The sequence below is a fragment of the Legionella steelei genome, from assembly GCF_001468005.1.
GTDB classification, from domain to species: domain Bacteria; phylum Pseudomonadota; class Gammaproteobacteria; order Legionellales; family Legionellaceae; genus Legionella; species Legionella steelei.
The window spans coordinates 93863-111193 of sequence record NZ_LNYY01000001.1 but is presented as its reverse complement, the minus strand read 5'-3'; the positions used below and the strand labels follow the sequence as shown (position 1 = coordinate 111193).

The window sequence follows — 17331 nt, the reverse complement described above, 5'->3', positions numbered from 1 at the left end:
TAATGAAAAAATAGTGCAGCACAGACATAATTCAGCCTGCTCATTTTTAAATTTAAAGCTCTCGCTCCATTTCTCGGTTAGGCTGTGGTTTATTAAAAGTACGATTACGTTCTACAAGTTCCCTGTGATGCACGCGCTCTTTAATTCCATTAATTAACCCTTGATTGAGCCGTATCAACTCATTGTCATTTTGTGTATTCAGTTTGCGATCTTGCTTTATCAACGACTGAATTTTCTTATCTTGATTTATTTTTTTGAGCTCCGGCTCCTTGTTCTCTAAGGCACACTGCTTTTTAAATTCGTCTAAACTCATGAGCCTGTTTAATTGTTTTTTAAGCTCGTCCTTTCCTTCCTTAACAAGCACATCGTTTAAATCGGTATTTTCTTTTTTAGGGATCACAATGGACACATGGATACCAGAATCGTGTAATTTCTGAGCGGCTTTTATAATCGTATTGGTTTGTTCATTTTTTGCATATTTATAGGTGTCTTTTCCGTCATTATCCAAGCAAAAAACCACTTGTTTAGGACTATTTTTGGGATCAATATTTGAAAAATTTGCTTTCCCCAAAACAGCACACACGCGCGCAGACTCATTGGCTTGGAGGATACTTAACCCTGTCTCAACCCCTTCAGTAAAATAAGCAATATCGCCTTTACCCTGGTGATTTAAATTGACAAAATAATTGCTGATTGAACCAAACGTTTGTTTCACCGGCACACACGACTTATCCTTATTAGCCGATTGAGGGTCTAGTTTGATCACCTGAACATGATGTACGTTACCTTGTTCGTCTTTACTAAAAGCCAATAGTGCGGGAACATGCCTTTGCCCATCTTCGGTCTTGGTGTATACCGAACTACAATACCGCAGATCAGCATGCTCATAATGAGCCAGTCCACGATGAATAATTAAGTATTTTTCAGCGATGGTCCCTTTAATAGGCTGTGATTTTTGAAATAATGTTTGAGCCAATTGACGCTTCCCTTCGTTCATTGGCTTTTCTTTTTGTTCACTCGATTTTTGTGGTGCCTTACGTTCGTGCTCAGGGATGTAATGGATAAATCGTGCGGCATATTCCAAGGTTTCTTTAAAGCCAGACAGTACTTGTTCCCTCTCAATTAAATGGAACAGATTGCCTGATTCTTCCGTTTCGAAGTTATGCCATAAACCTGAATTAAGCTCTATTTTAAGACTTCCCAGAGAACCATAACGATATACATTTTTAGTAGAGAGTTTAGGGTTGGGTTCTCCTAAAAGGCTTTTAGCTAAAGCATCAGATACGTTCAATAATCCTTTATACAGTTCATCCGCATTAATAGACGGCTTTTGAGGAGACTCGTATTTTTTTGCGGGTCGAGAATCGCTTCTCAGCTCCTTAGCTTCGTCCAGAATGTGTTCTTGAGCACGATCCATTAACTGCGTACTGATTCGTTGCTGTTTCTGTTGTTTCAAGCGATAAGCCTCTTCGGTCAATACAGCAGAGGTTTTATCCGCATCGCGTTGTTTCAGGAGATCTTCAAGTCTTTTAACCAATCCTTCAAAATTATCGGTATAAAAGGTTGCTTGATGACTGGCACGAGTTGCATCAATTTCATGAGATCGGTGAGTGGTTACCACAAGACGATCTTCCAATTCCAAGGCAATCATGAACTTGGATGTAGCACCCTGGCTGGAATAAGCTGTATTTGTATAGGCATAATCCCAATGAAGGTCTGCTTGTTCCTTTAAATTAAGCGTGACCTGATTTTTATTGTTGCTTAAGCCTACTGTTTTACCAAAAACCTGTGTGACCGTATATTCTTCATTGGCAATAATGCCACGGGCATCATCATTTCGCTTTAACCGAATCCGATCCCCTGAGGCTAAAGGCCGCTCGTGTAATTTGTAAAAGGAAGGCATTGTTTTGGGTAAAATAGAAGCACTGATTGTAAACGCAACCTGCGACTCATCAACACAGAACAATTTATTTGATTCACTATCAATGGCTTTGATAGTGAAATACTCGTCCTTTTTAGCCACTGAATAGTTTTTACCAAACCGAATGACATCACCTGGTTCAAAAGAATGCGCTTTGACTTGGTCCGCTTGATCCAGGCTGATTGGAAATAAGCGCTTACACAGTACATCTTGACTGTGTAATTGATGTTGTTTGCGCAAACCATCACGGAGTAATACTTCAATGGGTGTTCTGTCCTCATGAGCATGAGCGACCACTAGCGTATTTTTTTGGCATTCAAGGGTTCGGCTGAGAAAATCGTCAGCAATAGCACGGTAAATGGATGTATAGTCCTTTTTTCCTTCCTCATCAGTACAATTAATTTCAATCAATGATGAATGATTCAATCCCTGTATCGGTGTCTTTCGTTGCACGTACTCTTCGGGATTAATGTTTTTTATGAGTTCAAAAGCCTTACCAATTTCTCTACGTGATGCAAATTCAGCTGCTTTTTTTAATTCAGGATTCGGGTTCTGGCGCACAATCTCCGTCATAAACGCTGTTTTTTGCGATTGGCTTTTGATGGTGAGCTCATGAGGAATCCCTGAAGCCAGGGATTGTAACTGAGTAATATCCCCTGTAAACACCATTCGTGATTGGGAGCCAATGCACTTTTGTTGTAAGGCATGGTACTTCTCATTATCAATCATGGAGCTTTCATCCACAATGACTAAATGACTTGCACTCAACCCCCCGTCATTGCGTAAAAAACTATCCACGGTCTGCGCCTGGATGCCATTCGCATTGAGCTCCTCTACGGCTTTATGCGTAGGCGCTAATCCAAGTACTTGAAACTGATTGCTCTGTGCAATGTCCTTCACATGTCGCATCATTGTGGTCTTACCAACACCCGCAAGCCCTTGGATGGATACAAACCGGTCGGATGTGCTCACCACTAACGTGATGGCATCTTTTTGCCCTTGCGTTAAGGTTTCAGGTAATGACAAAAGCTTTTGCGCAGAAGGCTCAATGGGCTTTACTGTATTTTGCTCTTTGTAATTAGCCTTAAGTATCTCTTCTTCAATGTGCAATGCCTCTTTGGTCGTCCAATAGGTATCCAAATGAACAAGAGAATCGGCCATTCGTCCTTTCAGTAATGGGGCAATGTCTTCAAAATCTGCCTCTCCTAATGCATGCATTAAAGCATGGGTCATTAAATCACTGTGTTTAAAAGCCGCATTGCGTTCCGTGCATTTAGCAAGCGCATACGTGAGTGCTGTGGCTGCAATGCCCTCTTTATCTTCTGATTTCAGACTCAGATGCTGAATTAACGAGTTGATTTCTCGTTCCAATGCTTTATTGGCATAGGCCATATCACGATAGACTAAATCGGGCTTTTTTTGTTGCACATCATAAGCAGTCCATTTCAATTGCTCTTTTTCTAAAAAACGCTGTGCTTTTTGTTCATCATCCGTAAATAAAAGCACCTGCTGCGCGTTTTCACCAATTTCTCCGATGAGATTACGATTGAGCTGGTACGGTCTTGCCGCCATAAACACTAGTGTGGTGTCTGGTTTTATCTCATGCGGTTTTTTACAATAATCATAATCAAAATGATGTTCGGACAACGCTTTATTAGTCAAAAATAAGGTGTTGGACTCATGGCGAACATAAATTCCCTCTTCAGTAATTTTTGACACAACAAACGAACTCTTAGGCGCATATTTAACGCGCTGATGAACTAGGGATTGTTCATTGATTAACCGCTCACCAACAGCGACTTCCAGTATTTTTTCTCGTGATACACGAAAGTCTTCTTTGGTATCATAAGCAAACAGACTCGTCTTGCCCTGGGCATTTTCTAAATGCAGCCCATTGGCACCAACGTCACACACCTTATAGTGCTTCGGTATTCGCCCTTCATTATAAAACGTAATTTTATCACCCGCTTTATAAGAGTGGGTGTATCCTTTTTCCGTTTGTGTCATAGCGACTGTTGCCAAAACCGTGACCTTTTTCATTTGCCTAGATAACTGACCCTGTTGCACCAGCCCTTCTCGTATCTGGCTCGTCAAGGCCTCTTTTTGTTTGTTATTCAAAGTAACCAGCGCACTTTTTTGCTGCTGTTCTGGCGTCAATTGAAGCCAAGCGGAACTCATGGATTCATTAGCTTGTTTTCCAATCGAGAGCTTGAGCTCCCCTTTGATAGGGGCTGTTAACGATTTATACGAATGAATGCCCTGCTCTTTTAAGATCTTAATAGGATTTCCTGCACTAAAACCCAAGGTTCCTGCCGAGTTATTCAATAAAATAAGTTTACTTTGGCTTGCTTGAGTAATATCGCTTAACGCAGATAAATCATCGAAAGAAAGTTTTTGTGCATCATGAACAATCACTAAATCTTGCTTTTTTCTCAAAAACGGTGACGATTTGATGTGTTTCCCATAATGATATTGAAACCCAGACACCGTATGTACAATATCGTCTTTAAACAAATTTTTAATCCTGGAAATAAATCCTGTCTCCAAATGCTTGATATCTGCTCGAAGTTGCTGTGTTTTTAGGTGACCTGGATGCAACACATAGGAATTGAGTTGATGTGCTTCTGCAAGATGCACCATGTCTTGAATCAGCTCTTTCTCGCACCGAAACCCCTCTACATCAATGATTTGAATGCGCTCGCTATTTTTAAATATCTGAGAAGAGAGCCCATGATTTGGTACTGGAATTGAAAAACTTACTTTTAACTCGTTGGTAATTTTTGCAATAAACTCCTTCTCGCGGGCAAGAAGAGGCGCCGTTGTATAATATTCCAAGGGTTTTCCCTGGAGTGTCCTTGCCGCCAAAAGCGATTCAATTTCCCGCTCAATATCCTCATGCCCCACAAGACCTGCTGAAAAAGTCATGGCCTGGCGTACTAAAGCCCCATGCTGGATTTGAGTGGAATATTCGGACAAATGAGCTAGCGCATCATTCACGGCTTTTTGCGCATCATGGCTTAGAGGTTTGGTGTGCGTGCTTTTAACCGCTCCTCGTCCGTTATTTAATTTGGAATCCTGGATTATCGCGCCTAAATCAATACCAAGCTCTTTAATTTCGTCTACCCACTGTTGATGCAGCGCTTGACTGTTTATTTCAGTTTTGGGGTTGCGGGTTGATAAATTAGATTTTTCAGCAGCCTTCGCACTACTTGTGCCACGTTCCTTCATATCATCAAGAATCTGTACGCGCCTTTTGGATGTAGCAGTAATAGCCTCATCACTAATACCTACAATCTCAAAATTACCGTACCTGTCTTTAATGCGAATATCGTAGCCCAGCTCCTTAACTTTTTTCGCTAAAGAGGACATGTATACCAATCCCAAATAATGCTGATTAGAATAAATTAATTCACGAAAACCATGATCCAGATGCTCTTTATCATTTTTTGCTCGTGACGATAAAGAGCGCCATAATCCATCCGAACGCTCGGTCATGTTGAGTATGGGTACATGCGTGTGCAAATCGGGATCTAATTCACGAGAGGTTGTATGGACAAACATGGCTGCTACTAAATTACGAGTTTTTTCAAAGGTGGTTTCGCCATTAAATGTAATGCGTGCTTCTGCTGCCAGCTGCTCAATCCGACCAAAGGTAATGTTCACGGCTTCTTGATGGGCTTGAAGCAAGCGCTCATCCTGACCCACCAGGGCTAAAATGGATACGGACTTAGGCGCTGATAAAGTCACATCAGTTCCAGGACGATGCATACGTTCTCCTTTATCGATAATACCCAGCAATTGCCCACTGGGTAATTGTCCGTCTAGTAACTGCAAAAATTGCGAAGGCTCAATTTGACCGAACAGCTGTAACTTTTGTGCACCATTCCCTATCCATCGTGAGAGACTATTAAGCGAATCTCGATCGCTTAAATAATAATTATCTTGATTGGTGTAATAATGCACCGCGTCTTTGGCTGCACTTATTTTATTTAAGGTCAACATAATACCTCCCTGGATGACTTAAAAAATTTCTTTTATAACAATGGACGCCTCACGCAACTCAATAGCATCGGTGTCGTTTTTGTTAGCTGCAGCTTGGTCTTTGGGTTCCGCATAAGGTGATTCAGGAGGTACTAAATCCTTATCCGATACCTCATGCGCCAGTGTTTCAAATTGATGGATTTTTTTAACGTCGTCATTTCTTTGAGGGTTATTCTGCACCATTAACGCGCGGTGATTTACTTTTTCCAATGCATCAAAATTGATGGTTCGCTCAATAAGGGATACACAAATTTCTTTACGCTCAATGTATTTGTTTTTCAAACGGGTGATGGGATGATTTCCTACCAAACGAACATAGCATTCCATGTCATCCAGAGTCATAATATCGCCCTCTTCAACCGTATTTCGCTTGGTGCGTTGCGAACCCACCGTATTACCATCACGAACAGAATCAGGACCATAAGACTGACTTTCTTTCATCTCATTAATCACTTGTGGACCTAAGTCGTCGGAAACCCACTTAGCCACTTTCGATTTTGGACTCCTAAAATAAATGGATGTATTGAGTAGATCCGCAATGGCTCCGGCCTCATGGGTTCCATAGATAAAATCTAATTGCGCAATAGATTGAATGCCAATGGCAACACACCCTCCAAATTTACGAATGTCTGCCAGAGTGTCTGAAATGGTTTCTAAACGATGCAGGCTCGCCAATTCATCCATGACAAGCCATATACGCCCCTTATTATTAGCCGCCAAGGATTGCACCCCTTGCATAGCAAGTCCTAACCACAAAGAAATTAAAGGCTTTATTTCTTTATGGTATTTGGAGCGTGACGTAATAAATAACCACCCCTTATTGTACTTTTTAGGATCGGATGTATTTTCAATCCACTCTTTAATCGAAAAGTCTTCTTTACCCGACTTCTCAAGTCCCTCAAGAAAGCGCAGCGCCTTGGTATAGGTTGCCAACACGGATTTAATGGAAATGGCCGTTTTTTCAATTTCCTTACTCACCAGATTTTCAGATTCAGTCCCTTTGAGAATGTTCCTGATTTCCTCCAATGAGGTGGTAAGTAATAATTGAAGAAGAAACACGGGATCTTTTTCTGCATAATCCCTGATTTTCCATGCCATCGAGGTAAAAATGGTTCTTGCTGAGTCCACCCAAAACGGATCGCTGCCTTGAACTGATTTAGGAATTAAATACGTGGCAAAGGAGCCAAACTCCAACGGATTGGCACATTCTCGCCACATTTTCCAATTAGCGCATAATTTTGAAATGGGATTGAGCTCCACATCAATGCGCTCATCAAAGAAATACGGTTTGATGGTGCATTCTTTATCATAAATGATTGCAGGCTCGCCCAGGGCCCTAATTTGCTCCAAAAGCATCATCATGGCTTGCGTTTTTCCAGCACCCGTTGTGCCATGAAACAACATCCCTTGTTTTTCAGAATACTTAGGCATAGGAAGGCGATTCAAAAGTTTAATTTCTGAAGCACCGCGTTGTGATTCGTTGACCGATTTGATGGTTTCTTTAGGCGAAGACGCTAAGCGCGTACCGGAAACAAATTGATCTTTGGTGTATTTTTCACCTAACTTAATAAAGAAACGGGAAAACAACAGCGTAATCAACAAATACACCGCTCCACCAAAAAATAAAGAAACTTGCGCTTTTCTCCAAAGAGCATCCTGAGCCAGCTGCACGGATGCTTGAATAAGGGGACTTTTTTGATAAAAAAGCGCTGTAATTTTACTCCCATTCAGATTGGTCCATAACACATACTCCCCGTAATGGAATTTAACCAGGAACCTTGAAATGTGGTTAAGCACCACCAGCTTTAATTCAGACGATGCATAAAACGCCATAATCAGCGAAAAAAGCACGACAAAACCTAAGACAGCCCAGTGAAAAATACGGTTACTTACCTGAATCATCATTTTGGTTTTATAGTCAAAAATCTGACCGCCACTCATAAATTGCCACATATTTTGCAAGGAACTTTGTTTCATGATTTTAAATCCATTGGTTTGACCGCTCTTCTAAGCGCACGTGTTTGCTTATTCATAACGTCCTTCCTTGTACCAACGATCATTGTCCACATAATCCTGTTTTTGTTTTGATTGCCGATTTGCTAAATCCGCTTGCGAGGCCTTAATCTCGTGTTGTGTACTGCCCTCTTGGTGTTGATAGGCTTTCGATAAATCTTCGCGATTATCCATATGCAGATCGTGCGCTTGCTGGATGGTGTTATCTTGCACCTGGCTTAAATGTCGCTCTTGCGATTTATTTAAAACGCCTCCAGCACCATCCTGATGGGCTTGGTTGATGAGTGCTTTTTGATGGGCAGTCATCGAAGCACGTTGCGCTTCAAATTGACTTTTCACTTGATCAGGTGATGAGTGGATCATGCGGCTTACTTGCTCTTTGACTGCCGATTGTCCTTGGGAAGAACTCATAAACTGATCGGCCAATTGTTGTTGTGCGCTTAAGCTCGAAGCATCGGTCCCCATCAGTGCCTTTTCTACCTGGACCCCATGATGCTGCACCGCCCAATCATGAAACGCTTGATCCAATACTCTATCCATCCCGTCGGAGTGCTCTTTCACACGGTTAGCCATGTGTTGATAATGTTCGCCCTTACTGTATTCTGCTGAGGCCATATCGGATAATGCATGTCCTTGAGATAGGTTGGCTGCGATTTGTTCGGATTTCGACAAATTAAACGAATCATTGGCATCTAAGTGGTGCGTCTTGGCTGTAGCCTCCATGTGGTTCAATGCGCTAGAGAATGATTGACCTTCACTGGAGTTAAAAAAGGCTTGAACCGAGTTAGAAGCAGACAAACCTGTTTTCAAACTCGTGCTCGCTTCCCCAGAAATACCCGTGACTGCATGAGCGAACGATCCAAATACCCCTTTGCGAGTATCAATTCTGGCCGAAACCGCCGCATCCCACGACACCTGTCCTGATTTGTCATGATGCTGATTGTATTGGTTAACCGCATCTTGCATTTGACGAATATCTTGATTCAACGCATTACTGAGCGTTCTATTAATACCCGTTCCTTCGCGCACCTCGCTGGCATCGCTTTCATTAAATTGAGAGAGTCCACTCAAGGCTTGTTGGTAATGAGAATCTGCACTGGTTCGATGCGATTGGGCATTCTGGAACGAAAGGCTTGCACTGTCTTGCAATGAAGCGCTGATTCTGTCGGATGCGTGTAATCGCGTTGCCATCTGACTCATTGCAGACTGTGAGTTAATCACGCGCGACCCATCCAATCCCTGTGAGAGCAAGGCACCATTATCCGCTTGAACAGTAGCTCGCCCTTCCATATGCTGATAATTGGTATCCCATTTATTCGCATGGGTGTTGTTGTGGTTCATGTTCCAACCACTGTAAGAAGCCATGGAAATATTTCCTTGTGTAGCCGATTGAGCCTCTCCTGTAGATAACGATTGCGCCATTCCTCCTAGATGTTGAGACGCAGCGCTTAATAAATTAGGTAATCCTTTGACAATAAAAAGGGAAATCACTGGAACACTGATAGCCAAGCCCCCTGCCGTATACGCAAAGCTACTTTGAATACTGGCGATGGAATCAATGGTTGAAAAAGTAACCCCACCATTTTTAGAACCAAATAAAGTCAGTGTGGTAGAAGACGCTAACGACACAAAAAAATGAATAATGATAAACATCGGAGGCCAAGACCATAAAAACACTTGGGTTTGCATATAGATCATGTATACCCCATGCATGGCGGGCACCAGCGCTAATAACATCACTAAAGGAAAAATACACAGAGTTAGCATCCAAAAGACGGTCATGTAATAAGGAAGTCGATACCCTGCAAGCCAAAAACTATTCGCTTCAGCCACGTGCATTTTTTGCAGACTGGAACTGTTGGTGTAATTCATCAGCTCCGCATCCGCACCAGCAAAAGCAAAGGCATCAAGGGCTGATTCTCGGGTGGCATTAATTAAAATATTTTGTGTGAGTACTTGGGCTGCATCTTTGGACACGTTCATAAAATAGGAATGAGCTGCCGCCAAACCATCACTAAACTTCTCTTTATCACCCTTGGTCATAATATTCGATAAATGAACGAGTTGTTTTTCTATCCCCTCATTAAGTTCTGGTTTTAAACGTGCTGCTGCCTCAATGCAGCTCAAATTAGTACCATCATGAAATAAGACACGATAAATGGGGGATGGATGCTCAAAATACAACCGAATTAAATCAGAGCTGTGCTTCATCTCATTGGGTGAAATTTGCTGACTCCCCAAAAGTTTGGCTGAAAAAATGCATTGCCTGATGTAGGTGGATAAATCACGAGAGAGCTCAGGCGACAAAGACAAATTAGAACTGGTGGACGCTAAGAAGGTACGTGAGCCAAACAACATGCCGGTTCGGGTGTAATCTAAATCCTGCGGCATATGAAACACGTCACTAAATACTTGAGTGATCCCATACCCAATGCCACTAATAAGTGCCGCAGGCAGCCCAACGCCTAAAGGTACATGATCTACAGTTAGTGCAGGTCCCGCTGAATCGGCCGTTTGCATGTCAATGATGGCCACCGGCGTTTTGATGCCTAAAATACAGAACAAAAAGACAAACGTACACAAAACATAACGACTAATGGCTTGAATCCTTTTACCACTCACGTATTGAAACCCAACCACCCCTACAGCAAGAATACTCACAATGTCCTGAGCCGATTTGTAGGTTGATGTGCCCAACAGAGTAACCATGGCATCCAGTACTGTTTTTAGATACTCTCCATTTTGTGGCGTATAAATGGTTAAAAGACTCATTGCGCGTCTCCATAATAGGCGGTTCTTAAGGTGGGTGTTAATGCACTTAATGCTTGTTTGACGTTATTGCGGATTAATTCATTCGTCTGTAAAGCCGCATTAAACCGCTCACGGCTCTCCGTGCCAAACCGAGTCACAAACTGTTGTGCCGTCTGCAGATTTTTGTATAAACGCTCTTCATTGTGAGCGCCTAGTTCTTTTCCTGAGAGCGAGGCTCGAATGATATCGAGGGAATTGGAAAGGTATTGTGCTAAAAGGTCCGTTGCCACACTTTGAGCCAGCTCATAACTGCCTTGAATACCCGTGTTTTGTTGCGCATTGGCAGAAATGAGATTAAAAACTGCGGGTTGTGTTAGCTCAATCAGCCCCTTTTGCTTATCGGATAACTCTTTGCCCATTTTAATGTTGTCATAAATCCCCTGCAGTAATTCTTGCACTTGAGCCACTAATGCTTTTTTGGCACTGATTTCTTGCGTGCTTGTGGCATCAATAGATAAACAATGCGACTGCGGTCCCGTATCAGAGCAGTGGTAACTGGGTAACTTTCCTCCGTACAACAAGGCTTTAATGAAATCTTGATTGGTTGCAAGCGAAGGATAAGTCATTAACGCCCCTTTCGCGTTAAAGACAATGGTTCCTGAAATAGACATGTATACTTCCGCTAATTTGGGATCTTGTGCAATAAACTGATTAATTTGTAAGGAATCCCAAACCACATTGGTATTGATTAGCACCCTGTCTTTGTATTCAGGATTATTTTTAGCCTCAGCCAATATGGAATCAGCTTCACCTCCCGTGGAACATTTCTGACGTGCCATGGCCCAATCCGTAAAGGTTCCTTTGTGGCGACCCAAATCTTCGCAAAGACGCTGTTGTGCCGCCCTATTTCGCGGCCACACAGCGGCACTTAAATTCTCACCCATTTCACAGGAATTAAAATTGGTGCCATTAATTTCATTCGCCAGTTTCTGCATAAACTGCATCGCATGTGCAATTTCAGGAAGCTCCGTCTCTAAGGCCAGGTTTAACGCATAGCCTGCTCCTCCTGACAAAATATTTTGCATGAACTTCACAATCTGATCCGACTTGATGAAGGAAAACCCGCCTGCGAAGAGATCAATACCACCACAACCAGAGCGCATTCCAGGAACATCCACATGCGCAAGACGTATGGTACGTACTTGATTACGGGCATACACCGAACCCAGTGCAGCATAACCTGCCGCTTGTGTTTGATAAGCATGCGATCCCGTCACATTGGCATCAAACCCCAAATTATTAAAAAAATGGGATAAATCGGATTCTGCATTTGCAAAGAGCTGACTGGTCCCTAACAACAATAAGGCGGCAACGGTTTTTTTAAACATAGTCATCTCGCAAAGTTGTGAATCTATTCATCATGAAATTTTTCCTCCAAATGCGTCATGAGTTCATCCACGCGGTTTGCAAGTTGTGCAGGCTCTGCCTCACCAAACAACACGGCATACGCTTGATTAGTAGGACGATTCACGAGATACAGGGCAGGCACTACAGGCTTGTATTCACCAGACACATATAAAGTTTGGAACAGTTCAGGTGTTAAATTGGCTGAATCAAATCCATCTAAAGACTCGCCATCCAAACTGTAAGCCTCTACAGGGATATGAAAACTGGATGCAAAATCACGAAGTATGGGCGCAAATTGATGACAATGAGGGCATGTAGAGCGGTATATAAAAATAAAGTAATGTTGTTCCGAAAGCGCATTGATTCTTTTGTTCTTGGTGCGTTCCAATACCTGTTGCTCTTGTTTTTTATTTAAGAGCTGGGTTAGTTCATCCAGTGCTACATTTGCAAACGCCTCTGTGCTGAGAAGGAATAGCACGATTAAAAAGAACCTTTTTTTCATTCATTCACTCCTTCATAACTGAATCGTTTAAACTGCGTCATCACATCAAAAATGCGCTGCTTCAGCTCTTCTAAAGATAAAAACCCGTAAGACACTGGCGACATCTTGTTGCTCTTTAAATCCACAAAATAAAGAGCGGGCATGTACTTCGCCTCAAGTGCTACTTGTTTTTGAACCGTTTCCAGAGGAATTGATTTAGGATTAGGAAGTCCATCAATGAGTTGGCCATCAGTACTGACTGAAATCATGGAAAAACCATATTCTTTAATAAAGGGAAGCAAATGCATGACCATTTTTTGTGAAATGGAGCTCGTGCCACGATAAAATAAGATAAAGCCATAACGTGCACTGCTTTCATGAATGACTTTGTTGATTAATACTTTTTGTGCATCATTGCGTACTGCAATCGCTGAGTTATCGGTTGGAAAATTAAGTGTGCTATCCAATTCAGGATGGACCAATAAAACTTGTTGCCAATAGCGCACAAATTGCTGATTATTTTTTGAATAATCCATCTGCGCCTTCATGTATTCATGTGTTGAATCAAATGAAGGAGAGAGCAGGGCTTGCGCCAATTTATTCAGTGTGGCCTGACGTTTATCCATTAAGCGCTCATAAGGGGATTTCACCACAGGAGCAGGTCGTGGCTGCACTATTTTTTTAATCGGTTTTGGCGCCTCTTCAACGCTATACCAATGAAATCCTTTTGCATGCTCCTGCACAATGTCCGCATGAATCGATGTCACGAACAGTCCCCATACCATCAGAATCAACAGGCGGTTCATAATTCACCTGCCTTTTTTTGCATTCGCAGAGCTACTTCATCAATGGACTTTTTAGGGTCTTGAGATTTGATCTTTAGATCGCCTGCAATCCCTGCCGCTTTATTAGGTGTCCCATAACCAAAGGGATAGATAGGTGTTACAAAATCAACCCGCCCCAAATCCATCTTCTGCAGTTCCGCAACACTCATTCCTGCACAGGTTGGATGCTCTGCATCACCCAAACCACGGCCATTAACTTGTGTAAGACGAGCCTCCTGGATAATTCGGGCCATTTTGCTTGGAAAGACACAATAAGAGCGTTTGTGTTCTAAACAAACCCCAGCCACTTCTTCACTACAAAACTCACCCAGATAATGAGCCACATAATTTAATTTAGCGCGACCCAGCGCTTTGTCTTCCTCACGACAATGAAGCAAATCAATGTCTTTTCCCCATCCTTTATCATGACAACAATCAATAAGATCCAAGGGCCATATTTTGCATTGAACTGCTTTACCGCCAAAAAGAGACGCGTTGGGTTGTTGACTTAATTCATGCCCCGCTTCTCCCACAACCGCTAAAGAAGAAACACTTTGCCCGAAATCACTATTTTGGGTTTGGGAATGCTCTGTACAGTCACCATCGGCACAAAATAAGTCTTTAATGCATTCGATAGGTGCTTCACACACATTTTCCTGACAACTGTACGTTTGCGTATACAGGGCACAAGTCTGCTTATCAAAACGCGCACACTCAGAGGCCGTTTGAAAACATCCTTTATTTTTCTGCACGAGGCATTCATCAGCGGCAGCACTGGAACAAGAGTACGTCAGCTCTTTTGCCCAACACGTACGGGATACAGGAAGGCCATCAATTACTTTAGGGGACTGAGTATCCGTGCATTGTTCTTTTTTTATTCGACACAGCGAACCATTATTTTCAAAGCTCGTACAATGATTATCCCAATACTCTTGGCTGATGTAGGGTTTTGAGTGTGCTGTGACCGTCAAAGCAACTTGAATGGGATAAATTCGTCCCCATCCTTTATTAATATAAAAGGTCAATAACCCATTATTAGCACACGTTGGAGAACCAATGACCTGAACCCAATACGCGTTCGCACCATTATTTAGTATGGAATGAATGGTGGCACTCATTCCATCACACGAATGTTTCATCCGAATGGGATAAGGAACCGAGCCTCCCACAGCATTAGTGATTGCGCCCGTCACCAAATTTACAGTAATCACTCCGGTCCATTTTTTAGCAACATAAAACGAAAAATCAGCACGTTGTACCACTTTTTCAGAATCCACCAGGACCTTAAGGTTCTTGGAGCAGGATTGATCGGGCAATGAACGAGAACTGAAACACTGTTCCTCATGCGTCGTCATCGTACAAACAGGTTTTTGATTCGAGCATTGAACGCGATTATTGGATTGTCCGTGCGTAATCGCATAACTTTCATCCTGAATCAATTGAGATTGAGCCAATACGGAATTTGCTTGATTGAGTTCAAATTTGTTTGTTCCAAAATGCTCAATAACGGTTTGGGCACCAGGATCATTTTTAATCGCCGCATTGGCCTGGCTTGATAAATCCGTTTGCTCCTTTTGAATCCCTTGATAATACCCTTCTTGTGCAGGGTGCTCTGAATACTGATCAAAAAACGTTTGAGGATCAAACCCACGCATGGCGTCTTTAGGTTGGGCATTTAACGATTTAGCATAATTTTTAAAGCCGTTAAAATCTGTTTCTGTTTGATTCGCAAAACAGCCCATAGAAAGTAATGCCATAAACACACCCCACCTAAACATGAGCGTTTTCCAAAAGCGTCTGCGCCACCTCATTTGCACTGTCCCCTTTCTGCGCAATGAGTTGTAAACTATTTTTTATAGACGCATTGCCATACACCACATCATAAGTCTGTTCAGAACAAAGTAATTGCTGTCCACAAGTGCTCGGCCTTTTGCTTACAACCAATGCAGGTACTGCAGTAATATGAAACTGTTCAAACCATAAAGGATCAACCGACACCCCATTAAATGCCCATTTGGATTCTTTGGCCTTAGCATGAAGCATGGAAAACGCCGTAATGGTTTTTTTAAAATCCCCCTCAATCAGACCATTAATCACTACTGGGATTTTATAAGAAGCTGCCTCATCGCTCAGTGAAAACAACAAGGGTTCTGGCATGGAAAAAGACACAAATAATACGGCTCCATCAACGGTTTGGCCTTTTTGAGCAATAGGGGCTCCTTGCCGTGACTGTTCAATAATCTGATCAATCAAGGTCTTATTTTGTGCATAGGATTGATTGGATGCCGCATTCCAATGAGCCAACGTATCTTGGCTTACGGAATCGTGCGCAACCTTCCCCGTTGCCGATGCCTCATTAATAAAATCATTCACATTGGCATGGCTTGCCATAGCTAAAAACAGGCTACTAAAAAAAACTCCAAATGCATTCATGATTCATCCTCATCATTTAAAGAAAACAACAATTTCTTTTCTTCCAAATCAAAAACCCAAAATTATCTCCATCACCTGGATAGGTGTGCCCTGCCTCCCAACTAATCACCGATTGCCCAAAGGGATGGCAACGATGTGCTTCAGGCAAGGTATTTACCAACTGATAGCGATAACGGTCTTTGGGCATAATGCTCGATGCATAGGTATGACATACAGCAGGCCAATCTTGGCCTATTGAATCACGTATCGCGGGTGTTGGAGGTCGATGCAATTTAAAATCAACGCGTTCTGCAAGTAAGGCTGCTGTACTTATAGGGCTTGCTTGATGTGCAACAAACCCCGTTAATGGATACGTAGAACCTTGCGCACCTTGACACCAAAAAAGGCTGTTCACAGCGGTGCCTGCAAGTGCTTTGGTCGCATCAAAGGCACAAGAAGCTCTTGCTGGTGGCGAGGTAAATAAAACGGCTTCTGGATTTAGAACAAAGGCCAGTTCTGAGTCATTCCAAGTGGGATCTAACTCCGATGGATATAAGATGTCAAAATCTTCAGTTTCCATACACCCTAATGACGTCAACACCTGAAGCCAATATACCAGAGGGTATTTGTACCAATGAACGTAATAAAAGGCACCGCGTCCGTCCGTCTCCGGCATCTGTGAGCCACCTAACCCTTTTTTAGTGACATTCAGTTGCACTCCTAAATTCACCATACACCATGGTTTAGGCGTCACATCAACCAAGGCCGCTGGCTCCCAATAACCAATAGTGACGCCTAAACGCTCCCCAATGGGTGTAGGGCATAAACACAAAGGATTACCTGGATTTTTTGTATCAGGATAACTACTTTTAACCACCTCACTACTACCAATGGTGAGTGGAAACAAACAATTCCAGCAGACATCGGTAATTGGATTGATGAAGTGTCCTTTACACTGAGAAGCATGGACACCGCTAAGCGAACTCAATAAAAGCAGCACAATGAATCGTGTAATCAGTCGGTTCATCATACTAATCCACCAATAATCTGCAGGTGATTGCGTCTTCTCATTGCAAAGTTTAAGAAAAAAACAACACCCAAAATAATCAAGGAATGATTCAATGCTCTTAGTGATTCGGCATGCTGGATTAAGAGTGTTGGGAGCAAAATCCAGGTCATATGGACTAAAATTTCTATATAAAAAGTAACCTTATTCCAATCAATGATTCGGTATTGATGGCTTGCTGTTCCCTCACAAAATGAAAGGCAGGAAGACAAAGATAAATAAATTCCAATCACAACACCCGCTACAGCTAAGTAGGCAGGCCATGAACTTCCGTTTAATTCATGAAGCAACTCATAAGGATGTTGAGAAAAAATGAAGGCGAGAATTAATCCAATAAACAGATGATAAATCCCGTACATACCCAACCAGAGGACACCCTTGATTATGTTAATCACCATTTTTTTATTCATAGTAC

General features: G+C 42.3%; 10 protein-coding genes. All 10 read right to left on the bottom strand.

The window, feature by feature from the left end:
* Positions 1 to 52: 52 nt before the first annotated feature.
* Genes traI through Lste_RS00460 form a run of 10 tightly spaced genes read right to left on the bottom strand, consistent with a single transcriptional unit; the run spans position 53 to position 17326 of the window.
* Positions 53 to 5923 carry a conjugative transfer relaxase/helicase TraI gene (gene traI, locus Lste_RS00505; protein WP_058509124.1) on the bottom strand — a complete coding sequence of 1957 codons (5871 nt, stop codon included), beginning with the start codon at positions 5921 to 5923 and terminating at the stop codon, positions 53 to 55.
* Positions 5924 to 5941: 18 nt separating this feature from the next.
* Positions 5942 to 7939, bottom strand: a complete 1998-nt coding sequence (gene traD, locus Lste_RS00500; protein WP_058509123.1) for a type IV conjugative transfer system coupling protein TraD — start codon at positions 7937 to 7939, stop codon at positions 5942 to 5944.
* Positions 7940 to 7987: 48 nt separating this feature from the next.
* Positions 7988 to 10747, bottom strand: a complete 2760-nt coding sequence (locus Lste_RS00495) for a conjugal transfer protein TraG N-terminal domain-containing protein (RefSeq protein WP_058509122.1) — start codon at positions 10745 to 10747, stop codon at positions 7988 to 7990.
* Positions 10744 to 12114, bottom strand: coding sequence for a conjugal transfer protein TraH (locus Lste_RS00490; RefSeq protein WP_058509121.1), 1371 nt, complete (start codon positions 12112 to 12114; stop codon positions 10744 to 10746). Before Lste_RS00490 ends, Lste_RS00495 begins: the two co-directional genes overlap by 4 nt.
* Positions 12115 to 12137: 23 nt before the next feature.
* Entirely contained in the window at positions 12138 to 12635 is a 498-nt protein-coding gene (gene trbB, locus Lste_RS00485) for a type-F conjugative transfer system pilin assembly thiol-disulfide isomerase TrbB (protein ID WP_058509120.1), read from the bottom strand.
* Entirely contained in the window at positions 12632 to 13420 is a 789-nt protein-coding gene (gene traF, locus Lste_RS00480; protein ID WP_058509119.1) for a type-F conjugative transfer system pilin assembly protein TraF, read from the bottom strand. The genes trbB and traF overlap by 4 nt, the downstream gene beginning before the upstream one ends.
* Entirely contained in the window at positions 13417 to 15216 is a 1800-nt protein-coding gene (gene traN / locus Lste_RS00475; RefSeq protein ID WP_058509118.1) for a type-F conjugative transfer system mating-pair stabilization protein TraN, read from the bottom strand. The genes traF and traN overlap by 4 nt, the downstream gene beginning before the upstream one ends.
* Positions 15209 to 15871: a type-F conjugative transfer system pilin assembly protein TrbC gene (gene trbC / locus Lste_RS00470; protein ID WP_058509117.1), complete on the bottom strand. Its 663-nt coding sequence runs from the start codon at positions 15869 to 15871 to the stop codon at positions 15209 to 15211. Before trbC ends, traN begins: the two co-directional genes overlap by 8 nt.
* 16 nt (positions 15872 to 15887) lie before the next feature.
* Complete coding sequence (traU, locus tag Lste_RS00465; protein ID WP_420324177.1) at positions 15888 to 16880, bottom strand: conjugal transfer pilus assembly protein TraU; 993 nt, start codon at positions 16878 to 16880, stop codon at positions 15888 to 15890.
* Positions 16877 to 17326 carry a hypothetical protein gene (locus Lste_RS00460; protein WP_058509115.1) on the bottom strand — a complete coding sequence of 150 codons (450 nt, stop codon included), beginning with the start codon at positions 17324 to 17326 and terminating at the stop codon, positions 16877 to 16879. The genes traU and Lste_RS00460 overlap by 4 nt, the downstream gene beginning before the upstream one ends.
* Positions 17327 to 17331: the final 5 nt, after the last annotated feature.